The following is a 21,186-nucleotide window of genomic DNA, read 5'->3' on the forward strand; positions in this document are numbered from 1 at the left end:
GAGTATCCTTTGGAAACCGTAAAACTCAAATCGCCCATCGATGGTTCGATTTACGCCGAGCGGCCGATCGCGACCGACCAGGCGATCAATGCCGCGGTCGAGCGCGCCAAGGCGGCGCGGGAGAAGTGGGCGCTGACGCCGATCGTCGAGCGCGGCAAATTTATGCTGGCGATGCTCGAAGCGCTGGTCGCGATGACCGACGAGATCGTGCCGGAGATCGCCTGGCAGATGGGGCGACCGGTGCGCTATGGCGGCGAGTTCGGCGGCGTCAGGGAACGCACCAATTACATGGTCGAGATCGCTGAAGCCGCGCTGAAATCCGTGCCGGCATCCAACCCGAAGGACGGCTTCCGACGCTATGTGAAGAAGGATCCGCTCGGCGTCGTCATGGTGATCGCGCCGTGGAACTATCCCTATCTGACCGCCGTCAACACCATCGTGCCGGCACTGATGGCCGGCAATACCGTTATCCTCAAGCATGCGGCGCAGACGATGCTGGTCGGCGAACGGTTCCAGCAGGCGTTCGACAAGGTTGGGCTGCCCAAGGGCGTGTTCCAGAATGTCGTGCTGAACCATGCCCAGACCGAGAAGCTGCTCGGCTCGGGCAAGATCGACCATGTCAATTTCACCGGTTCGGTCGGCGGCGGCCGCGCCATCGAGAAGGCGGCGGCCGGCACCTTCATGACGCTCGGGCTCGAACTCGGCGGCAAGGATCCGGCCTATGTGCTGCCCGACGCCAAGCTCGACCATGCGGTGGCCAATCTGGTCGACGGCGCCTTATACAATTCCGGCCAGTGCTGCTGCGGCATCGAGCGCGTCTATGTGCATGAGAAGGTCTACGACCAGTTCGTCGAAGGTTTCATCGCCGAGACGAAGAATTATGCCGTCGGCAATCCGCTGGAACAGGCGACGACAATGGGGCCGATGGCGCAGGCGCGCTTTGCCGACCTGATCCGCGAGCAGAAGGCCGAGGCGCTGCGCAAGGGTGCAATCGCACACATCAATATGAAGGTGGCTAACGACAAGGCCGGCTCGCCCTATCTGGCGCCGGAAGTGCTGACCGGCGTCGACCACCAGATGAGCGTCATGCGCGAGGAAAGTTTTGGCCCGATCGTCGGCATCATGAAGGTGCGCAACGACGAGGAGGCGATCGCGCTGATGAACGACAGCCCCTACGGGCTGACCGCTTCGATCTGGACCGACGATATCGAGCATGCGGTGGCGATCGGCGACCGCGTCGAGACCGGCACCGTGTTCATGAACCGCTGCGACTACCTCGATCCGGCGCTGGTCTGGACCGGCGTCAAGGACACCGGCAAAGGCGTCGCCCTTTCGGCGCTCGGCTACGACAATCTGACCCGGCCGAAATCCTTCCATCTGCGCGAAGCCATCTGATTTTTTGAAAGACAAGACATGTCCAAGCTGATCTCCAAATGGAACTACCCGACCACCGTCCGCTTCGGCGCCGGGCGCATCAAGGAACTGCCTGAGGTGCTCGCTGCCACCGGCATTAAGCGGCCGCTATTCGTCACCGATCCGGGGTTGGCGAAACTGCCGGTCGTCGCTTCGACGCTGAAAATCCTCGACGACGCCAAGGTATCCTATGGCGTGTTCTCCGAGGTGAAGCCGAACCCGGTCGATTCCAACCTCACCGCCGGGATCGCCGTGTTCAAGAAGGGCAAGCATGACGGCGTCATCGCCTTCGGCGGCGGTTCAGCGCTCGATCTCGGCAAGCTGATCGCGTTCCAGGCTGGCCAGACGCGGCCGATCTGGGACTTTGAGGATGTCGGCGACTGGTGGACGCGCGCCAATTCGGATGCCATCGCGCCGATCATAGCCGTGCCGACCACTGCCGGCACAGGCTCGGAAGTCGGGCGTGCCGGCGTCATCACCAATGAGGCGACGCACACTAAGAAGGTGATCTTCCATCCGAAGCTTTTGCCGGCAATCGTCATTGCCGATCCGGAACTGTCGGTCGGCATGCCCGGCTTCATCACCGCCGGCACCGGCATGGATGCGCTGGCGCACTGCCTCGAAGCCTATTGCGCGCCGGGCTATCACCCGATGGCCGACGGCATTGCGGTGGAAGGTGTGCGCCTGGTGTTCGAGAACCTGCCCAAGGCCTATGCCAACGGCAAGGACCTTGTCGCGCGCGCCCACATGATGAGTGCGGCCGCCATGGGTGCTGCCGCCTTCCAGAAGGGTCTTGGCGCCATCCACTCGCTGTCGCATCCGATCGGCGCGCTCTACGACACCCATCACGGCATGACGAATGCGGTGTTCATGCCCTATGTCTTGGCCTTCAATCGCGACTCTATCGAGGAGCGGATTGCCCGGCTCGCTGCCTATTGCGGCATCAAGGGTGGCTTCGACGGCTTTGCCAAAGCGATCATCAAGCTGCGCAAGGAATTGAAGGTGCCGCATGCGCTGCCCGATCTGATCAAGGGGCTCGACATGGACAAGAAGCGCAAAGGGCTGATCGCCGACATGGCGCTGGTCGATCCGACCGCCGGCGGCAACCCGGTCAGGCTGACCAAAAAGGCGGCGCTGACGCTGCTCGAGAACACTATCGCCGGCACTGTCTGAGGCGGTTTCTGCGCCGGACGTGATCTAAAAACGAAGGGAAAGGAAGGGCAAGGGGGCAAAAAGCAAGGCAATAAACCATTAGCCGGGAAATTAAGTCGAGGCTAATTGCTACAGCCGGTTAAAAAGAGTTAACTTTTCGTACCGCCGGGGGCCAGTTTCAAAAAGCTTTCATCTGGCTGTCATATGAAACCGATACCGCATCGCAGGCGTCCAGGACGCCAGTTCAACGGAGAGAACACATGTTCAAGTTCACAGGGAAAGTGCTTTCCCTTTCGGCCGTCGCCCTCATGGCGACCTCTGCTATCTCGTCGGCCCAGTCCATGGATGAACTGGTTGCCGCAGCGAAGAAGGAAGGCCAGCTCACGACCATCGCGCTGCCCCATGACTGGTGCGGCTACGGCGCCGTCATCGACGGCTTCAAGGCAAAGTATCCTGAGATCACCATCAACGAACTCAACCCCGATGCCGGCTCCGGCGACGAGGTCGAGGCGATCAAGGCCAACAAGGACAACAAGGGCCCGCAGGCGCCCGACGTCATCGACGTTGGCCTGTCCTTCGGCCCGACCGCCAAGGCTGACGGCCTGATCCAGCCCTACAAAGTGTCGACCTGGGACTCGATCCCCGACAGCGCCAAGGATGCCGATGGTTACTGGACCGGCGACTACTATGGCGTGCTATCCTTCCTGGTGAACAAGGACCTCGTCAAGGAAGCGCCGGCTGACTGGGCTGACCTGCTGAAGCCGGAATTCGCCAACACCGTGGCGCTTGCCGGCGACCCGCGCGCCTCGAACCAGGCCATCCAGGCCGTCTACGCGGCCGGCATTTCCGGTGGTGCGGCTGCCGGCGAAGCTGCTGGCACTGCTGGTCTCGACTTCTTCAAGAAGCTTAACGCCGCCGGCAATTTCGTGCCGGTCATCGGCAAACCGGCGACCCTGGCACAAGGCCAGACGCCGATCCTGGTGACCTGGGATTACAATGCACTTGCCGGTCGCGACACGCTGAAGGGCAATCCGCCCGTCGACGTCGTCGTGCCGAAGACCGGTGTCGTTGCCGGCGTCTATGTGCAGGCGATCAGTGCTTTCGCACCGCATCCGAACGCTGCCAAGCTCTGGCTGGAGTATCTCTACTCCGACGAAGGCCAGATCGGCTGGCTGAAGGGCTATTGCCACCCGATCCGCTTCAACGATCTTGCCAAGAACGGCAAGCTCCCGGCGGACGTGATGGCCAAGCTGCCGCCGGCCGAGGCTTACGCTGCCGCGGTGTTCCCGACGCTGGACGAGCAGGGCAAGGCAAAGGAAGCCGTCACCAAGAACTGGGATGCCGTCGTCGGCGCCAACGTCAAGTGAGGCTTGAAACCAACCGGGCGGCCTCGCGGCCGCCCGGTGTTCCTCGGAGACGGTAGCCGGCGCATGACAGATATCTCGCTTTCCGATCACGCAGTTGCCGGGAAGACCGCGCCCCCCAGCGAGGCGCGTGCAATGCGACTGCCGACGCAGTGGCTCGGCGTTGCGCCATTCTTCATCTTCGCCATCATGTTCCTGATCCTACCCACGCTCTATCTGATGCTGGGTGCATTCCAGAACGATGCCGGCGAATTCACGTTCGAAAACATAGCAGCACTGGCGCAGCCATCGATTGTCGCCGCCTACTGGATCTCGCTCAAGGTCAGCCTTTCCTCGTCGCTGATCGGCGCCTTCGCAGGTATCGGCATCGCCATCGCCATCGTGCGCGGCGGCCTGCCGGAGTGGATACGTTCGGCGACGCTGACATTCTCCGGCGTGGCTTCCAATTTCGCCGGCGTACCGCTGGCCTTCGCCTTCATCGCCACGCTCGGACGCCTCGGTCTCGCCACGGTGCTGCTCAACACCGTGTTCGGCCTCAACATTTATGCGCACGGCTTCAACATCCTATCGTTCTGGGGCCTGACGCTGACCTATGTCTATTTCCAGATTCCCCTAATGGTGGTCATCATCACGCCGGCGATCGACGGCTTGAAGAAGGAGTGGGGCGAGGCTGCGGCGACGCTTGGCGCCACCCAGACGCAATACTGGCGCATGGTTGTCATCCCGGTGATCTGGCCGAGTTTCCTCGGCACGGTCATCCTGCTCTTCGCCAATGCCTTCGGCGCCATCGCCACGGCCTATGCGCTGACCGGCTCTTCACTCAACATCGTGCCGATCCTGCTCTATGCGCAGATACGCGGTGACGTGCTGCACAATGCCCATCTCGGCTATGCGATCGCCTTCGGCATGATCGTCATCACTGGGCTGGCCAATGTCTTCTATATCTGGTTCCGGACGCGCTCGGAGAGGTGGCTGAAATGAAGTCCGGAAAATTCTGGGCCTGGGTCGTCTTCGGGCTGGGCGCGGCCTATTTCTTCATTCCGCTGATCGCGACGGTGGAATTTTCCTTGCGCATGCGGCGCGGCGCTTATTCCTTCGACGCCTATCAGATCGTGCTTGGCGACCCTCGTTTTCAGGCGACCTTTGGCTACTCAGTGCTTGCCGCCATCTTCACCATCATTCTGGGCGTGTTGATCGTGGTGCCCGCCGCCTACTGGATTCGACTGCGCCTGCCGCAACTGCGGCCGATCGTAGAGTTCATCACGCTGCTGCCGCTGGTCATTCCCGCCATCGTCATCGTCTTCGGCTATATCAGGATGTACGGTTCGAATTCGCCGCTGCCGTTCCTGGCGACCGACATGGGCACAAATGCCTTGCTGGTCATCGGCTATGCAATGCTGGCGCTGCCCTACATGTATCGCGCGGTCGATACCGGACTGCGCACCATCGACGTCAGGACGCTGACCGAAGCGGCGCAGATCCTTGGCGCCGGTTGGGGCACGATCATTGGTCGTGTGATCCTGCCCAATGTGCTGATCGCCGTGCTGTCGGGCGCCTTCCTTACCTTCGCCATCGTCATTGGCGAATTCACCATGGCCAGCTTGCTCAACCGGCCCGCCTTCGGCCCCTATCTGCAAAACGTTGGCGCCAACCGCGCCTATGAGCCGGCGGCGCTTGCTATCATCGCCTTCGCCATCACCTGGGGCTGTATGTCGCTGATCCAGATCCTGTCCCGTTTCGCGCCGAGATCGGCGAACCGCCCGAACTGATCGACAAAGTACTGATCGAAAGAAAAAGCCATGGCCGAACCATTCCTCTCCATCCAGCATGTGCGAAAATCCTTCGGCGCCACCACCGTGGTTGAAGATTTCAATCTTGATGTCGAGCCGGGCGAGTTCGTTTCCTTCCTTGGGCCATCGGGTTGCGGCAAGACCACCGTGCTGCGCATGGTCGCCGGTTTCGAAGAGCCGTCGGCGGGCAAGATCGTCGTCGCAGGCAAGGACATCACGAGGCTAAAGCCCAACCAGCGCAATGTCGGCATGGTGTTCCAAGCCTATGCGCTGTTCCCCAACCTGACGGTGGCGCAAAACATCGGCTTTGGCCTGAAGGTCGCCGGCATGCCCAAGGCGGACATCGACAGACGCGTGGCCGAGATGCTCGACATCATCAAGCTGCCGCAGATGGCCGACCGCTATCCCTACCAGCTCTCCGGCGGCCAGCAACAGCGCATCGCGCTGGCCCGCGCCATCGCGCCGAAGCCGAAGCTGCTTTTGCTCGACGAGCCGCTGTCGGCGCTCGACGCCAAGGTGCGCGTCTCGCTGCGCGAGGAAATCCGCTCGATCCAGAAGAAGCTCGGCATCACTACCATCTTCGTCACACATGACCAGGAAGAGGCGCTGTCGATCTCGGACCGCATCGCGGTGATGTATGGCGGCAAGGCCGAGCAGGTCGGCACCCCGTTCGAGATCTACAACCGGCCGGCGACCAAGTTCGTCGCCAATTTCGTCGGCACGCTGAACGTGCTCGAAGGCACTGTCACCGATGCCGCGTCCGGCAAGGTGCGCGTCAACACGCAGGAAGTGTCGCTAATGGGCAAGCTCAACGGCTCGAAGTCCGGTGACACGCTGTCGCTGGCGCTGCGACCGGAGGCGATTTCGCTCGGACGCCAACCCGGGCGCGATTCAAGCCTGTCGGGCGAAATCTCCGAAGTGCACTTCCTCGGCTCAGTCATTCGCGTTCGCGTCGGCATCGGCGGCAACACAGTGTCGCTCGACACCTTCAACAGCCCGGCAACGCCACCGCCCGCGGTCGGCGAGAAGGCCGACATATCGTTCTCATCAAGCGATATGCTGGTGCTGCACTAGCAAGCAGCATTTTGGCGCGACCGAGGCGGTCGATTAGAGCTGGCGCGATGAACGGCCGTATCATTGCCGGACCCCGAGTGCTGGATAATCAACAGCATCTTGCCATCCAGCCACTGCCCATGATGCCGCTTCGCCGCTACGATGGGCCATGGCGCTATTCGAACTTACCCTCATCCTGCTTCTGGCTGCCGTCGCGCTGACGGCGCTGTCGCGGCGGCTGGAAATTCCCTATCCGTCCCTGCTGGCTCTGGCCGGCGTCGCGATTGCCTTCGTACCCGGTGCGCCGACGATCGAGATCGATCCGGAGCTGGCGCTTGCCCTGTTCATCGCGCCGGTGCTTCTCGACGCCGCCTATGACACGTCGCTGCGCGACCTCAAGCGCTACCGGCTGTCGCTCGCGTTGCTCGCGCTGGGCGCCGTGGTCTTCACCACCGTGGTGGTTGCCTTGGTCGGCTGGAAGATGGCCGGCCTGCCGATCGCGGCGGCAATCGCGCTTGGCGCCATCGTCGCGCCACCGGATGCGGTGGCCGCATCCGCCGTGCTCAGCCAGTTCAAGGTACCGCACCGCATCACCGCCATCCTGCAGGGCGAGAGCCTGCTCAACGATGCCACGGCGCTGCTGATCTACCGGCTGGCGGTTTCGGCGGCGCTTGGCACGATCATGCTCAGCAACGCCGTTCCGGTGATCCTGCTGGCAACGATCGGCAGTGTGATCGCGGGCTATCTGTTTGGCCGCGTCTCGCTGCTGGCGCTCGGCCGCATCGAGGATGCGGCGAGCAGCACGGTGGTGCAGTTTGCCGGAACCTTCGCCGTGTGGATCATCGCCGACAGGCTCGGCCTTTCCGCCATCATCACCATCGTCGTCTATGCCATGACCATTGCGCGCAGGGCGCCGCGCCAGTCGTCGGCGAGACGCCGCGTCAGCACCTATTCGGTCTGGGAGTCGGCCGTGTTCGTGCTCAACGTGCTGGCTTTCGTGCTGATGGGCCTGCAGGCACGCACGATCGTCGGCAGGCTGGCCGGCGACGGGCAAGGCGAAGCATTCCTTTTCGCCGCAACGGTGCTGGTCGTCGTTATCGTCGCGCGCCTTGTCTGGGTGGCGAGTTACGTCGCGATCATCCGGTGGCTTGCCCGCTTCGGCAGCCAAGAGGCAAGGCGGGAATTGCCGACATTCGGCGGCGCCGTCATTGTCGGCTGGTGCGGCATGCGTGGGTTGGTGACGCTGGTGGTCGCCATTGCGCTGCCGGCCGATTTTCCCGGCCGCGACCCGATCGTGCTTGCCGCCTTCGCGGTGGTGCTGGGCACGCTGGTGCTGCAAGGCATGACGCTGAAGCCGCTGCTGCGCTGGATCAACTTCGACCCCGATAGAACCGTCGACAATGAGGTGGCGCAAGCGCGCGTCGCCATCATGCAGGCAGCACTGGACGTGCTGAGCCGCAAGACATCTGCGGCCGCCGCCGTCGTGCGCGAACAGTATGAAGCGCAGCGCCTGATTGCGGAAAACCCGGAGGACGCTCAGGCCGCGACCGAATACGACCGGCTGCGCCTCTATGCCATCAACCGCCAGCGCGACACGCTCGAGGAGTTGCGCAGCAACGGCACGATCGGCGACGAAGCCTACCACCGGCTGGAGGAAGAGATCGACTGGGCCGAACTGGCGGCATCGCCGGCGGGCCGGTTCCAGCCGCTGACCACATCATAGACGCTGGCCCAGTTCCGCCATCCTGCCGGTACATTGCAACCCATCTGCCGAACCGCTACTGCCAAAGCGAAATTGAGCCGGATAAGCAATGAAGCTGGTCAGCTACAACATCCAGTACGGGTTCGGCGGCGATGGCCGTTACGATCTTTCGCGCTGCACCAAGCTGGTCGACGGCGCCGATATCATCGCGCTGCAGGAGGTCGAGAGGCATTGGCAGCGCACCAATGAGGACGACCAGCCGGAGGTCCTGTCCAAGCTGCTGCCTAGCTATTACTGGGTCTATGGCCCGGCCTTCGACATGGACGCCAGTGAGCAGCGCGACGGCCGGGTCGTCAACCGCCGCCGCCAGTTCGGCACCATGCTGCTGTCGAAGCTGCCGATCGCCTGGTCGCGGCTGCACGCGCTGCCCATGCGCCGCACGCTGCGGCCGCTCAACACGCGCAACGCCGCGCTCGAATGCATGATCCGCACGCCGGCCGGACCGGTAAGGGTCCTGTCGCTGCATCTCGCCCATATCGCGGCGGAGGAGCGTCTGGAGCAGATCGACTATCTCTTGGCCGAGCATCGCCGCGCGCCGTCCGAGGGCGGCCCGTGGAGCGGCGCGGACGATGAGCCTTCGCGCAACTGGACCAGTGGCGAGGCCGAGCCGGAAAACCCGACAGCTGCGATCTGGATGGGCGATTTCAACATGGAGCCTGGCAGCGCCGAATACAGCCGCATCGTCGGCAGCACGCCCTATCATCGCGGGGCAGCTTATCTCGACGGCTTTGTTGATGCCGCTGCCGTCGCTAGCGAGCCGGCTGCCGATTTCCACACCCATGTGAAAACGATCGACGGGAAAGTGGCAAAACGCCGGCTCGACCATTGCTTCGTCGGCGGTATGTTCGCGGACCGTGTGCGCTCGGTCAGTGCCGATATAGGCGAGATCGCTTCAGACCATTTTCCGGTCCGGATCGATATCGATCTCGAAACGCCTTTGAGCTCGGGAGATCGGTGAGCCCTCAATGACGCTTTTCGTCTTTTTCGCGGTGCTTGCCGCCGCCGCCATGCACGCGATCTGGAACGCGCTGGTCAAGGTGCATCTCGATCGCTTCCTGTCGATCACGCTGATGACGCTGGGCATGGGTTTTGCCGCACTGTTCGTGCTGCCCTTCGTCGAGTTTCCGAAGGCTGCGGTATGGCCCTTCATCATCGCCTCGGTGCTCTTTCACATGGGCTACCGGACCTTCCTCATCGGCGCCTACAAGGCAGGCGACTTTGCCCAAACCTATCCGCTGGCGCGCGGCACGGCGCCGCTTTTGACCGCCCTCGGCGGCGTTGTCGTGGTGCAGGAGATGCCGGCGCCTTTCGCCATCCTCGGCATCCTGCTGCTGTCGGCCGGCACGCTGGTGATGTCGTTTCGCGGCGGCGCGCATCTGGAGCGGATCAATGTGCGGGCGGTCGGCTTTGCGCTCGGCACTTCGATCTTCATATCCAGCTACACGCTCTCCGACGGCAGCGGCGCGCGGCTGGCCGCAACGGCAACGAGCTATGCCGCATGGCTGTTCATCTGCGATGCCACGTGGGCGCTGGTGCTGTGCCTCATCTTTCGCGGGCCCAAGGCGCTGCCCGTGCTGGCGCGTGACTGGAAGGCAGGCCTGTTCACCGGCGTGCTCAGCGGCGCGGCCTACTGGATCGTCATGTGGGCGATGACCAAGGCGCCGATCGCCTCGGTGGCGTCGTTGCGGGAGACGTCGATCCTGTTTGCCATGATGATCTCGGTTTTCGCGCTCGGCGAGAAGATGACAGGCTGGCGCGGCGCCGCCGCGCTCAGCATCGTCGCCGGTGTCGTGGCCCTCAGACTGGGCTGAGAGCCTGATACTTCAGCCGAGCACCGTCATCACCTGTCCGCGCCGTTCCGGACTGAAGCGGATGACGACGATGATGCAGACGGCGACCACGCCGGCAAACAGCGCCAGCGCGTAGCCACGAGATTGGGCGAGAAGGCAGCCAGCGCGCCGATCACCGAATAGCTGACGATGTTGAGCATCAGAATGGGCTTGCGCCCATATTTGTCGGCCAGCCTGCCGAAGAAGAAGGCGCCGATGAAGCGTGTCGCCAGCGTCAGGAACAACGCTTTGGAGGCTGCCGGAACGTCAGTGTTGAATCAGGTTGCGATATCGGTGAGCAGGAACGTCAGAAGGAAGAAATCAAAAGCGTCGAGCGTCCAGCGGAGGAAGGAGGCAAGGACGGTTTTCTTCTGCTGCGCGGTGAGAGCCACGACGTTCCTCCTAAACGCCCCCGGGGAACGGTATGTTCCTTGGGGCGCAAAAGAGAACAGGCGTCAGCCGGCTTTCGAAAGAAGCGCGGTCACTTTTTCGTAATGTCGAGATCGAACACCATCAGCCCGTCGGTGCCGCCTTCGAGCGCTGCGACCAATCGGGCGCCGGCGCGCTGATGCGCTTCATGCACGAGATAGGCGTCGCGGGCGGCGGCATCGCGGAAGTCGATGGTGAAGGCATGGCTGAAGCCGCGCGCGAACGGCTCCGGGCTGACATTGGTGCTGAAATGGGCCGTGTCCATGCCGTCGACAACGGAGCGCAGTGCTTCGAGATCGGCGTGGATTGCCGTGCGCTCGGTGGCGGGCACATCGCTGCGGAAGCGTACGAAGACGCAGTGTCTGAGCATTGGTTCGTTCTCCTAAGTGGCTATGCGGCCCGATTGCCGGAGAACACCGCCGGCGGAAGCGGCTCGCGGCCGAGGATGATGTCGGCGCCTTTTTCGCCGACCATGATGGTCGGCGCATTGGTGTTGGAGGAAGGCACGCGCGGCATCACCGAGGCATCGCAGACGCGCAGGCCCTCGATGCCGCGCAGGCGCAGGTCCGGTGTGACCACCGCCATATCGTCATGGCCCATGCGGCAGGTACCCACGGGGTGATGGTCGGTCTTGGCGGTGCGGCAGGCATAGTCGATCAGCTCGTCATCGCTGGCGAGCGATGGTCCGGGCAGCACCTCGCGCAACACGTAAGGTGCAAGCGCCTTTTGCCGCATGATCTCGCGCGCAAGCCTGAGGCCCTTGATCGACATGGCGCGGTCATAAGGGTCCGACCAATAGTCGGGATCGATCAGCGGGTGGTCGGCCGGGTCGGCGCTGCTCAGCCGCACCGTGCCGCGCGAGCGCGGGCGCAGGAAGGCCGAGTTCAAGGTCACGCCGGGGTTCTTCAACCTCTCGACGCCGGCCTCGATGCCGGAGCCCAGTCCCAGATGGAACTGGATGTCGGGCGAGGCGGCGGTCGGATCGGCGTACCAGAAGCCGCCGGTCTCGAACAGGCTGGAGGCGACCGGCCCTTTCTTCAGCAGCAGATACTGCAAGCCGGCCCACGCGGTGCGGTGCAGTTTGGCGTAGTTGTCATAGGTGTGGTCGCCGGTGCATTCGGCGATGACGAACAAATCGAGATGGTCCTGCATGTTGGAGCCGACACCGGGCAGATCATGCACCGGCGTCACGCCGACCGATTTCAGGTGATCAGCCGGGCCGATGCCCGACTGCATCAACAGCTTCGGCGAACCGATGGCGCCGGACGAGACGATCACTTCGCGCTCGGCGCGCATGATGGTCTTCTCGCCGCCGGGTTTGTCGACGATCTCGACGCCAATGGCGTGGCCTTTCTCGACGACGATGCGGGTGACCAGCACATCGGTTCGGACCGTCAGGTTCTTGCGGGCGCGGATAGGCTTCAAATAGGCGACCGAAGCGGATGAGCGCCGGGCGTCCTTCTGGGTCAGCTGGTAGTAGCCGACGCCTTCCTGGCTAGCGCCGTTGAAATCCGGGTTGAAGGGGATGCCCATCTCTTGGCCGGCGCGGAAATAGGCCTCGCAAATCGGCAGCGGCGAAATCGGGTTCGACACGCCGAGCGGCCCCTGGTCGCCGTGAAAATCGTTGGCGAAGCGCTGGTTGTTCTCGGCGCGCTTGAAATAGGGCAGCACGTCGCGATAGCCCCAGCCCGCGAGGCCCTCTTCCTTCTCCCATGCGTCGTAGTCGCGAGCGTTGCCGCGCGTGTATATCTGGGCATTGATGGACGAGCCGCCGCCGACCACCTTCGCCTGCGTATACCAGAAGACGCGGTCCTGCATGTGCCTCTGCGGCACGGTCGACCAGCCCCAGGAAGCGATGCCCTTGGTCATCTTGGCAAAGCCCGCCGGCATGTGGATGTAGGGGTGCCAGTCCTTGCCGCCGGCCTCGAGCAGCAGCACGGAATTCGCTGGATCGTCGCTCAGCCGGTTGGCCAGAACGCAGCCGGCCGGGCCGGCACCTACGATGATGTAGTCGGTCATAACCCTATCCACCTACAGTCGAGGCACGGAGAGCGCGCCGTCGATATTGATAATCGAGCCTGTGGAAAAGCCGAGCTTGCCGGCGGCAAGCGTCGCCACCACGGCGCCGATGTCCGATGCTTCGCCCCAGCGTTTTGCCGGCACCAGGCCGCTGTCGATAAGCGCGTCGTATTTGGCTGATACGCTCGCGGTCATGTCGGTGCGAATGATGCCCGGCCGCAGTTCGAACACGCCGATGTTTTCCGGCGCAAGCCGTAGCGCCAGGTTCTTCACCCACATCGAAAGGCCGGCTTTCGAGATGCAGTAGTCGGCGCGTTCCGGCGAGGCCATATCGGCGCTGACCGAGGTGATGGTGATGATCGAGCGCGGATGATTGCTGGGAGCCGCCAGCATCGCCTTGGCGACGGCCTGGCTAAGGAAGACTGTGCCGCGCAGATTGACGTCCAGCGCACGGTCGAAATTCTCGGGCTTCAGCTCCAGCAGATCGCCGCGCACCACGGCGCCGATGCCGGCATTGTTGACGAGGCAGTCGATGCGGCTGAAGGCACGTATGGCGGCGTCGACGAGGGCCGTGTGATCCTCGAGGTTGGCGATATCACAACGGACATAGGCGAACTCCGCACCCCGTGCGGTGATGTTGGCGGCCAGTTCGTCCGGCGCTTGTTCGGCAAGGTCGGCGATCAAAATGTCGAAGCCGTCCCCGGCCAGCGCCTCGGCGCAGGCGAGCCCAATGCCGCGCGCACCGCCGGTGACGATTGCTGCGGGGCGGGTCATGCCGCGAGGTCCGTTCGGCGAATATGCTCGGCCACGCGCAGCGCCTGTGCCGCAATCGACAGCGCCGGATTCACGGCGGCCGAGTTCGGCAAAAAACTGGCGTCGACAACGAACAGGTTCGGGTGGTCGAAGGCGCGGCAGAAAGGGTCGAGCGGCGACGTCGCCGGATGGTCGCCCATTTTCACCGTGCCGCACTGGTGCGAGGGCGTGCGCTTGTCGAAGGCACGCGACAGCACGATGGGATAACCGCAGGCGCGGAAGTTCTCACGCATCACCCTGGTCAGCCCGTCCAGCGACTGCATGTTGGAGCGCCGCCATTGCATGACGATGTCCTTGCCGTCGACCATGATGCGGCTTTCCGGATCGGGTAGATCCTCGCACATCAGATACCAGTCGACGGCGTGACCGGCCATGTAATCGAGCGCGAATTTCGGCACGCGTTTGACGTTGGCCTTCAACATGTTGCCGTCGATCTTGCCGAGCAGCTGGACGTTGCCGAGCGGCTTGCCGCCTTTGCCGTCGGAGAGATAGTAGTCATTCAGCATCAGCGTCTTCTGGTAGACGCTGTCGTTCCTGCGGCGCGGATCGATCGCCAGCATGGCGCTCGAATTATGGTTCATGAAATTGCGGCCGACCTGGTCGGAGCGGTTGGCGAGGCCTTTGCCATCTGGTGAAGGCGAGCGCAGCAGGATGACGGCGGAATTGACCGCGCCGGCGGACAGGATGACCAGCTTCGGCGCGACTTTCTTCAGCTCGCCATTCTGACGGTAGTGAACGGCAGCGATGCTTTTGCCGTCGGACGACGCTTCGAGATATTCGACATGGCAGCCGGTTTCGAGTCGGATATTGCTGTCCTTGAGTGCAGCCGTCAGCGGTCCGGTCTGCGCATCAACCTTGCCCTGGGCGGTGTTGGGGAATGCGTCCCAGCCGGTCTTGCCCTCTTTCAGCCAGGTGTCGATGTCGACGCCGAGCGGCAGCGAGGCGGGGTGCAGGCCCAGTCCCTTCAGCTCGGCGCGGGCGCGCGCAATCGGCGCTTCGTCGGGCACCGGCTTGAAAGCATAGGGGATCGAGTGGAACGGTTCGGTCGGGTCCTCGCCGAGCGAGCCGCGGACGCGAAACAGCTGCTCGGCTTTGGAATACCAAGGCTCGAATTCATCGTAGGAAAACGGCCATGCCGGCGAGACGCCACCGAAGTGCTCCATGGCGGCGAAATCCTCTTTGCGGTAGCGGATCAGCACCGCGCCGTAGAATTTCGAATTGCCGCCGACATAGTAGTAATTGCCGGGGTTGAAGGCGCCGCCGCCGGGCTCGCGCCACATCTCCTTCGGACGGTAGTGGCCATCGACGAAGATCGAGCGCGTGTCGCGGGCATGCGGCGTTGCCGGCAAGGGCTCGCCGCGCTCCAGCATCAGGACCGAGGCGCCGCTGCCGGCCAGGCCGGAAGCGATCGTAGCGCCGCCGATGCCGGAGCCGATGATGACGATATCGGGGCTGACCATCTCGATCAGCGGATGCGGTGTTCGGTCGCCGGATCGAAGAACACGGCCTTGGTTAGGTTGAAGGCGAGCGGCGTGCTGGTGCCTGGCTGGATGTTGGCGTCGGCCCGCAACCGCGCCACCACGCCCTTGCCGCCGAGGTTGGTCACCGCGAACGTGTCGGACCCTGCCGGCTCGACCACTTCGATGTGCAGGTCGGCAGTGGCAATGTTGGAGGCGTTGCGTTCCGCACCTTCCGGATCGGTCAGCGCTTCCGGGCGCACGCCGAAGATGATCGGCTTGCCCTGGAATGCCGAAAGACCCGCCGGCGCGTTGGCCATCGGCAGCGTGATCGGCTCGCGCGCCTCGCGCTCCAACACGACGGACAGCGCATTGCCCGACGTGGCAATGGTCGCCGGGATCAGGTTCATCGCTGGCGAACCCATGAAGTCGGCGACGAACAAATTGGTCGGGTTGTTGTAGATCTCGGCCGGGGTGCCGAACTGCTGCACCTCGCCGTCGCGCATGACGGCGATCTTGGTAGCCAGCGTCATCGCCTCGATCTGGTCGTGGGTGACGTAGACGATGGTTGTGCCGGTGGTGGCATGCAGGCGCTTGATCTCGATGCGCATGTCAACGCGCAATTTGGCGTCGAGGTTGGACAAAGGCTCGTCGAACAGGAACAGCTTGGGGTCGCGCACCAGCGCCCGGCCCATGGCGACGCGCTGGCGCTGGCCGCCGGAAAGCTGGCTCGGCTTGCGCTGCAGGAGGTGGCCGATCTGCAGGACCTTGGCCACCTTGTCGATCGCCTTTTGGCGTTCGTCGGCCGGCACGCCGCGCATCTCCATGCCGAAGGAGATGTTTCCGGCCACCGTCATGTTCGGATAGAGCGCATAGCTCTGGAACACCATGGCGATGTCGCGCTTGGATGGGTGCAGATCGTTGATGGCGCGGCCGTCGACGCGGATTTCGCCCTCGGTGATCTGCTCTAGGCCGGCAATCGTGTTGAGCAAGGTGGACTTGCCGCAGCCGGACGGGCCGACCAGCACCAGGAAGCCGCCCTTTTCGAGCTCGACATCGATGCCCTTCAGGATCTCGACATTCCCGAAGCGCTTCTTCAGCCCATCAATTTCCAGAAAAGCCATCAGATTATCCTTTGACCGCGCCCGCCATCAGGCCACGCACGAAGTAGCGGCCGGCGACCACATAGACGAGAAGGGTGGGCAGGGCTGCGATCATCGCCGCAGCCATGTTGACGTTGTATTCGACGACGCCTGTCGAGGTGTTGACGACGTTGTTGAGCGCCACCGTCATCGGCATCACGTCGCCGGAGCCGGCATAGGCGGAGGCGAACAGGAAGTCGTTCCAGATGTTGGTGAACTGGTAGATCACCGTCACCACGATGATCGGCAGCGAGTTGGGCAGCATGATGCGCCGGAAGATCTGGAAGAAGCTTGCCCCGTCGATCTGCGCCGCCTTCACCAGCTCGTTCGGAAACGCTTCGTAGTAATTGCGGAAGAAGAGGGTGGTGAAACCGATGCCGTAGACGACGTGAACGAACACCAGGTTCACGGTCGGATTGCCAAAGCCGAAGGTGAAACCGGTCGCGTTCTGCAGCTTGACGCCGAACCGGCCCAAGCTGCCGAGGATCGTTGCCATCGGCAGCAGTACCGACTGGAACGGGATGAAACAGGCAAACAGCATCAGCCCGAACACCAGCGTCGCCCCGCGAAAGCGCCATTTGGTCAGCACATAGCCGTTGAGCGCGCCGAGCAGGGTCGAGATGATGACTGCCGGAACCACCATCTTGATCGAGTTCCAGAAATAGCCCTTCATGCCGACGCAGGTCAGGCCCGAGCAAACTTCGCTCCACGCCTTTATCCATGGGTCGAAGGTCGGCGCCTGGGGCAGCGCCAGCATGTTGCCGTTCTGGATCTCCTCCATGGTCTTGAACGAGGTCACCAGCATGACGAACAGCGGCATCAGGTAGAACAACGCAAACAGCGCCAGCAGTCCGTAGATGACGATGCGGTTCAGGGTCTTGGTGCTCATGCCGCTAGAGGCCTGGCGGGCAGGGGTGGCAACGGCGCTCATTGCGGCCTCTCCCGCAGTTCCGAATAGAGATAGGGCACGATGATGGCGACGATGGTCATCAGCATGATCACGGCACTCGCCGAGCCGACAGCCATTTCGTTGCGCTTGAACGTGTACTCATACATGAAGTTGGACGGCAGCCAGGCCGAGCCACCGGGGCCGCCGCTGGTCAGCGCCACCACCAGATCGTACGACTTGATGGCGAGGTGGGCGAGCACGATGAAGGCCGACAGGAAGATCGGCCGCAGCAGCGGAATGACGATGCGGCGGTAGAGCTGGAAAGTAGTGGCGCCATCGATCTGCGCCGCTTTCATGATCTCACCGTCGATGCCGCGCAGGCCGGCCAGGAACATCGCCATGATGAAGCCGGAGGCTTGCCAGACGCCGGCGATGACCACCGTGTAGATGACGAAATCCTTGTTCTTGATCCAGTCAAAATGGAAGCTCGTCCAGCCCCATTGATGCAGGGTCTGCTCAAGGCCGAGGCCGGGATCGAGAAACCATTTCCAGGCGACGCCGGTAACGATGAAGGACAGCGCCATCGGGTAGAGATAGATCGGCCGCAACACGCCTTCGCCGCGGATCTTCTGGTCGAGCAGGATGGCCAGGAACAGGCCGAGCGCCAGGCACATGGCGATGTAGAGAAAGCCGAAAATGCCCATATTGACGATCGACGTGTACCAGCTCGATGGCGGGTCGGAGTCGAACGTCCAGCCCCATAGCCGTAGGTAGGCGCGCGGTCCGGTGATGACATAGGACGGAAAAGTCTTGGAATTGGTGAAGGACAGATAGACCGTCCACAGGATGAAGCCATAGACGAAGACGATGGTGATGGCGAAGCTCGGCGCCAGCACGATCTTCGGCAGCGCGTCCTGCAGTCGCGCGCGCACCGAGGGGCGCGACCGCTCCGGCGTCAGCTTGATCTGGGTTGTCGCTACACTGCTCATGAGGCTCCTCCCGTTTCGGGTTGTCCGTGCTCTGCCGTCAGGCGGCAAGGCGACCCCGTGCATACGGGTCTCTGGTCGGCATGGTGTTCAAGAGCGTTTTCACCGTTTCACGGAAACGGCGAACCTCTCTAACTCTTTCTTTTACGCAATTCCGGCCGGAAAACCGCTCACACTTTTCCTGGAATTGCGCCAGCTGGCCAATCCTTAGGTGAAACCTTCCCCGCCGAAGCGGGGAAGGTGTGTTTCTGGCTAGCGCTTACTTGGCGTCGTCGATCGCCTTTACCAGTTCGGTCACGGCTTCGTCCGAGGTCTTGATCTGACCATGGACGAACTTCGAAACGACGTCCTTGTAGGCATTGGCGACTGCCGGAGGCGCGCCATAGCCCTGGGCAAGCGAGCCGAACAGTGTGCCGCCTTCGTTGGCAGCCTTCAGGTCGGCGATGCCCTTCTTGCCGCACGCGTCGAAGTCGGTGTCCGGAACGTCGGTACGGGCGGGAACCGAACCCTTGACGACGTTGAAGGCCGACTGGAAGCTCTTCGACAGGGTGGCGGTGGCCAACGCGACCTGGGCGGCCTTGCGGTCGTCCGGAACGTTGAACATGCCGAACATGTCGGAGTTGTAGACCACCGAGCCTTCCGTGCCCGGGAAGCGATAGCACAGGAAGTCGGTGCCCGGCGTTTTCTTGGCGGCGTTGAACTCGCCCTTGGCCCAGTCACCCATCACCTGCACCAGGGCATCGCCCTTGATGACCATGGCGGTGGCAAGGTTCCAGTCGCGGCCCGAGAAGTTCGGGTCGACATAGGTGACGAGCTTGGCGAGGTTATCGAACGACTTCTTCATCGTGTCCGACTTGAGGGACTCGTCGTCGAGGTCGTTGAAGGCCTTCTTGTAGAACTCAGGTCCGCCGGTCGACAGCACAACCGAGTCGAACATGGTGGCTTCCTGCCAGTTCTGGCCGCCAAGGGCGAGCGGAATGACGCCAGCCGCCTTGGCTTTGTCGAGCAGGGCGACGAAGTCGTCGAAGGTCTTTGGCTCGGTGCCGCCGATCTTGTCCATCACCGCCTTGTTGATCCACAGCCAGTTGACGGAGTGGACGTTGACTGGAGCAGCGACCCACTTGCCGTCATAGACGGAGAACTTCTGCAGGGCTGCCGGAACCGACTTATCCCAGCCCTCCTTCTTCGCCGTCTCGGTCAGGTCGCCCATGACGCCGGCCGCCGCATAGTCGAGCACGGTGTAGCCGAGCATCTGCGACGCGGTCGGGTAATTGCCGGCCGCGACCATCGCCTTCAGCGCAGTCATGGCGGCGTCGCCGCCACCACCGGCCACCGGCACGTCCTTCCAGGCATAGCCTTCCTTGGCAAGGTCGCCCTTGAGGACGTTGAGAGCAGCCGCTTCGCCGCCCGACGTCCACCAATGCAGCATCTGCACTTCCTTGACGTCCTCGGCATGGGCCGAGAAAGCAAAGGCCGTCGCCAGAGCCGTTCCGATAAGCAGTTTGCGCAACATGTTCTACCTCCCTTGTTGCATTACACGACCGGTGGAAGCCCACCGGGTTCTTCCAAACTCAGCCGACCCACCAACCGGTGCGCTGGCCGCGATGAAATTGGATTGTCTTTTCCTCGGTATAATCCTCGACAGCGCGTTTGCCGAGTTCGCGTCCGATGCCGGACTGCTTGTAGCCCCCGAATGGCAACTCGGGAAAGCCTTCCATGAATGTGTTCACCCAAACGGTCCCCGAACGCACACCACGCGCCACCGACATACAAGTGTCGATGCTGGCGCTCCACACCCCTGCCGAAAGACCATAGGGCGTGTTGTTGGCGATGTGCAACGCCTTTTCAATCGATCCAAAAGTCAGCACGGAGAGCACCGGGCCGAACACTTCCTCGCGCGCAATAGCCATGTCTTCGGTAACGCCGCGGATGATGGTCGGATCGAGGTACTGGCCGGCATTGGACGCCAGCTGGCCGCCACCGCAATAGACATTGCTGCCGTCTTTTGCTGCTACCGCGACGTAACCCGCGACCTTGGTCAGATGGTCGGCTGATATCATCGCGCCAACCTTGGTTCGGTCGTCGAGTGGGTCGCCGACCGTTACCTTGGCGGTCAGGGCCTTGACAGTGGCGAGGAAATCGTCGGCGATGGCTTCATGCACGATCAGCCGACTGCCGGCATTGCAGCATTCGCCGGCGTTGAAGAAGCCGCCGAACACTGCTGCGTCAGCGGCCGCCTCGAGATCGGCATCGGGGAAGACGATCTGGCCGTTCTTGCCGCCGAGCTCCATCGAGACTTTCTTCAGCGACTGCGCGGCGGAAGCCATGGTCATCTTGCCGACGCGGGTAGAGCCGGTGAACGACACCATCTCGACCAGCGGATGGCTGACCATCGGCCCCCCGACATCGGCGCCGAGGCCGGCCAGGATGTTGACGACGCCCGCGGGCAGGCCGGCCTGCATCAGGATGTCGCCGAGCACGAAGGTCGAGGCCGAGGTCATTTCGCTCGGCTTGACCACCGCGGTGCAGCCGGCGGCGAGCGCGAAGGGCAGTTTCTGGCTGACGATCAGGAACGGGAAATTCCACGGGGTGATGATCGAGACGACGCCGATCGGCTCGCGCAGGACCACGCCCAGCATGGCGTCGCCGAGATTGGCGTAGCTTTCGCCGTGCAGCGTGCGGGCGAGCGAGGCGGCATAGCGCCAGATGTCGATGGCGCCGCCGATCTCGCCGCGCGCCTGGGCGATCGGCTTGCCGGATTCCAGCGCATCGAGTCGGGCGATGTCTTCGAGCTGGGCCTCGATCAGGTCGGCCGTCTTGAGCAGGATGGCGGCGCGCTCGGCCGCCTTCGTGCGCGGCCACGGGCCGGTCTCGAATGCCTTGTGCGCGGCCTGCATGGCCGCCTCCACCTCGGCCTCGCCTGCCTGCGCATAGCGCGAAACGGTGAAGCCATGGCCGGGGCTGTTGCGCGCAATCGTGCGGCCGTCACGGGCATCGACATGCTTGCCGTCGATCAGGAGCTTGTAAGCCTTCGGCGCCTTGGACGCCTCGGCCGGCATGGAAATGTTGAGCGGTGCGTTCATCATGC

General features: G+C 63.0%; 19 protein-coding genes. 9 read left to right on the plus strand and 10 right to left on the minus strand.

Annotated elements, in window-relative coordinates; translation table 11 throughout:
- Nucleotides 1-9: 9 nt before the first annotated feature.
- The 9 genes from NKI15_RS11395 to NKI15_RS11435 all read left to right on the plus strand — a co-directional run bounded on the left by NKI15_RS11395 (nt 10) and on the right by NKI15_RS11435 (nt 10,345).
- Nucleotides 10-1,395 carry an aldehyde dehydrogenase family protein gene (locus tag NKI15_RS11395; RefSeq protein ID WP_352513999.1) on the plus strand — a complete coding sequence of 462 codons (1,386 nt, stop codon included), beginning with the start codon at nt 10-12 and terminating at the stop codon, nt 1,393-1,395.
- A gap of 18 nt (nt 1,396-1,413) precedes the next feature.
- On the plus strand, nt 1,414-2,586 hold the full coding sequence (locus tag NKI15_RS11400; protein ID WP_352513998.1) for an iron-containing alcohol dehydrogenase: 1,173 nt from the start codon (nt 1,414-1,416) through the stop codon (nt 2,584-2,586).
- A gap of 239 nt (nt 2,587-2,825) precedes the next feature.
- Nucleotides 2,826-3,932: an ABC transporter substrate-binding protein gene (locus NKI15_RS11405; protein ID WP_023671169.1), complete on the plus strand. Its 1,107-nt coding sequence runs from the start codon at nt 2,826-2,828 to the stop codon at nt 3,930-3,932.
- Nucleotides 3,933-3,995: 63 nt separating this feature from the next.
- Complete coding sequence (locus NKI15_RS11410) at nt 3,996-4,910, plus strand: ABC transporter permease (protein ID WP_352513997.1); 915 nt, start codon at nt 3,996-3,998, stop codon at nt 4,908-4,910.
- Nucleotides 4,907-5,698, plus strand: coding sequence for an ABC transporter permease (locus NKI15_RS11415; RefSeq protein WP_023671171.1), 792 nt, complete (start codon nt 4,907-4,909; stop codon nt 5,696-5,698). Before NKI15_RS11410 ends, NKI15_RS11415 begins: the two co-directional genes overlap by 4 nt.
- Before the next feature lie 30 nt (nt 5,699-5,728).
- Complete coding sequence (locus NKI15_RS11420) at nt 5,729-6,793, plus strand: ABC transporter ATP-binding protein (RefSeq protein ID WP_023701013.1); 1,065 nt, start codon at nt 5,729-5,731, stop codon at nt 6,791-6,793.
- Between the two features lie 148 nt (nt 6,794-6,941).
- Complete coding sequence (locus NKI15_RS11425) at nt 6,942-8,495, plus strand: cation:proton antiporter (protein WP_023704038.1); 1,554 nt, start codon at nt 6,942-6,944, stop codon at nt 8,493-8,495.
- A gap of 88 nt (nt 8,496-8,583) precedes the next feature.
- On the plus strand, nt 8,584-9,492 hold the full coding sequence (locus NKI15_RS11430; RefSeq protein ID WP_023671173.1) for an endonuclease/exonuclease/phosphatase family protein: 909 nt from the start codon (nt 8,584-8,586) through the stop codon (nt 9,490-9,492).
- 7 nt (nt 9,493-9,499) lie between these two features.
- Nucleotides 9,500-10,345: an EamA family transporter gene (locus tag NKI15_RS11435; protein ID WP_023683217.1), complete on the plus strand. Its 846-nt coding sequence runs from the start codon at nt 9,500-9,502 to the stop codon at nt 10,343-10,345.
- Between the two features lie 29 nt (nt 10,346-10,374).
- On the opposite strand, the gene NKI15_RS11440 is transcribed toward NKI15_RS11435, so the two are convergent.
- From NKI15_RS11440 to NKI15_RS11485, 10 genes are all read right to left on the minus strand, one after another.
- A complete protein-coding gene (locus NKI15_RS11440; protein ID WP_023686435.1) occupies nt 10,375-10,608 on the minus strand; it encodes an MFS transporter in 234 nt (77 codons plus the stop codon).
- Nucleotides 10,609-10,844: 236 nt separating this feature from the next.
- Nucleotides 10,845-11,162, minus strand: a complete 318-nt coding sequence (locus NKI15_RS11445; RefSeq protein WP_352513996.1) for a Dabb family protein — start codon at nt 11,160-11,162, stop codon at nt 10,845-10,847.
- A gap of 20 nt (nt 11,163-11,182) precedes the next feature.
- Complete coding sequence (locus NKI15_RS11450; RefSeq protein ID WP_352513995.1) at nt 11,183-12,811, minus strand: GMC family oxidoreductase; 1,629 nt, start codon at nt 12,809-12,811, stop codon at nt 11,183-11,185.
- A 12-nt stretch (nt 12,812-12,823) separates the two neighbouring features.
- Nucleotides 12,824-13,585, minus strand: a complete 762-nt coding sequence (locus NKI15_RS11455) for a 3-ketoacyl-ACP reductase (RefSeq protein WP_023704036.1) — start codon at nt 13,583-13,585, stop codon at nt 12,824-12,826.
- Nucleotides 13,582-15,084, minus strand: a complete 1,503-nt coding sequence (locus NKI15_RS11460; protein WP_023704035.1) for a GMC oxidoreductase — start codon at nt 15,082-15,084, stop codon at nt 13,582-13,584. The genes NKI15_RS11455 and NKI15_RS11460 overlap by 4 nt, the downstream gene beginning before the upstream one ends.
- Before the next feature lie 5 nt (nt 15,085-15,089).
- Nucleotides 15,090-16,205, minus strand: coding sequence for an ABC transporter ATP-binding protein (locus tag NKI15_RS11465; RefSeq protein ID WP_023671180.1), 1,116 nt, complete (start codon nt 16,203-16,205; stop codon nt 15,090-15,092).
- A 4-nt stretch (nt 16,206-16,209) separates the two neighbouring features.
- A complete protein-coding gene (locus tag NKI15_RS11470; protein WP_023704034.1) occupies nt 16,210-17,154 on the minus strand; it encodes a carbohydrate ABC transporter permease in 945 nt (314 codons plus the stop codon).
- Complete coding sequence (locus NKI15_RS11475; RefSeq protein WP_023704033.1) at nt 17,151-18,101, minus strand: carbohydrate ABC transporter permease; 951 nt, start codon at nt 18,099-18,101, stop codon at nt 17,151-17,153. The genes NKI15_RS11470 and NKI15_RS11475 overlap by 4 nt, the downstream gene beginning before the upstream one ends.
- Before the next feature lie 256 nt (nt 18,102-18,357).
- Nucleotides 18,358-19,611 carry an ABC transporter substrate-binding protein gene (locus NKI15_RS11480; RefSeq protein WP_027049809.1) on the minus strand — a complete coding sequence of 418 codons (1,254 nt, stop codon included), beginning with the start codon at nt 19,609-19,611 and terminating at the stop codon, nt 18,358-18,360.
- Between the two features lie 58 nt (nt 19,612-19,669).
- Nucleotides 19,670-21,181: an aldehyde dehydrogenase family protein gene (locus NKI15_RS11485; RefSeq protein WP_023704032.1), complete on the minus strand. Its 1,512-nt coding sequence runs from the start codon at nt 21,179-21,181 to the stop codon at nt 19,670-19,672.
- Nucleotides 21,182-21,186 lie beyond the last annotated feature (5 nt).

Origin of the sequence: Mesorhizobium sp. M0862 (genome assembly GCF_040319795.1) — a bacterium.
In the GTDB taxonomy this organism is placed as follows: domain Bacteria; phylum Pseudomonadota; class Alphaproteobacteria; order Rhizobiales; family Rhizobiaceae; genus Mesorhizobium.

What these genes read in the sequence shown, in the direction of transcription:
- NKI15_RS11400 (WP_352513998.1), top strand. Translation starts at nt 1,414, where the DNA reads ATGTCCAAGCTGATCTCCAAATGGAACTACCCGACCACCGTCCGCTTC.
- NKI15_RS11415 (WP_023671171.1), top strand. Translation starts at nt 4,907, where the DNA reads ATGAAGTCCGGAAAATTCTGGGCCTGGGTCGTCTTCGGGCTGGGCGCG.
- NKI15_RS11435 (WP_023683217.1), top strand. Translation starts at nt 9,500, where the DNA reads ATGACGCTTTTCGTCTTTTTCGCGGTGCTTGCCGCCGCCGCCATGCAC.
- NKI15_RS11465 (WP_023671180.1), bottom strand. Translation starts at nt 16,205, where the DNA reads ATGGCTTTTCTGGAAATTGATGGGCTGAAGAAGCGCTTCGGGAATGTC.
- NKI15_RS11425 (WP_023704038.1), top strand. Translation starts at nt 6,942, where the DNA reads ATGGCGCTATTCGAACTTACCCTCATCCTGCTTCTGGCTGCCGTCGCG.
- NKI15_RS11410 (WP_352513997.1), top strand. Translation starts at nt 3,996, where the DNA reads ATGACAGATATCTCGCTTTCCGATCACGCAGTTGCCGGGAAGACCGCG.
- NKI15_RS11445 (WP_352513996.1), bottom strand. Translation starts at nt 11,162, where the DNA reads ATGCTCAGACACTGCGTCTTCGTACGCTTCCGCAGCGATGTGCCCGCC.
- NKI15_RS11455 (WP_023704036.1), bottom strand. Translation starts at nt 13,585, where the DNA reads ATGACCCGCCCCGCAGCAATCGTCACCGGCGGTGCGCGCGGCATTGGG.
- NKI15_RS11480 (WP_027049809.1), bottom strand. Translation starts at nt 19,611, where the DNA reads ATGTTGCGCAAACTGCTTATCGGAACGGCTCTGGCGACGGCCTTTGCT.
- NKI15_RS11485 (WP_023704032.1), bottom strand. Translation starts at nt 21,181, where the DNA reads ATGAACGCACCGCTCAACATTTCCATGCCGGCCGAGGCGTCCAAGGCG.
- NKI15_RS11450 (WP_352513995.1), bottom strand. Translation starts at nt 12,811, where the DNA reads ATGACCGACTACATCATCGTAGGTGCCGGCCCGGCCGGCTGCGTTCTG.
- NKI15_RS11405 (WP_023671169.1), top strand. Translation starts at nt 2,826, where the DNA reads ATGTTCAAGTTCACAGGGAAAGTGCTTTCCCTTTCGGCCGTCGCCCTC.
- NKI15_RS11430 (WP_023671173.1), top strand. Translation starts at nt 8,584, where the DNA reads ATGAAGCTGGTCAGCTACAACATCCAGTACGGGTTCGGCGGCGATGGC.
- NKI15_RS11475 (WP_023704033.1), bottom strand. Translation starts at nt 18,101, where the DNA reads ATGAGCAGTGTAGCGACAACCCAGATCAAGCTGACGCCGGAGCGGTCG.
- NKI15_RS11470 (WP_023704034.1), bottom strand. Translation starts at nt 17,154, where the DNA reads ATGAGCGCCGTTGCCACCCCTGCCCGCCAGGCCTCTAGCGGCATGAGC.
- NKI15_RS11420 (WP_023701013.1), top strand. Translation starts at nt 5,729, where the DNA reads ATGGCCGAACCATTCCTCTCCATCCAGCATGTGCGAAAATCCTTCGGC.
- NKI15_RS11460 (WP_023704035.1), bottom strand. Translation starts at nt 15,084, where the DNA reads ATGGTCAGCCCCGATATCGTCATCATCGGCTCCGGCATCGGCGGCGCT.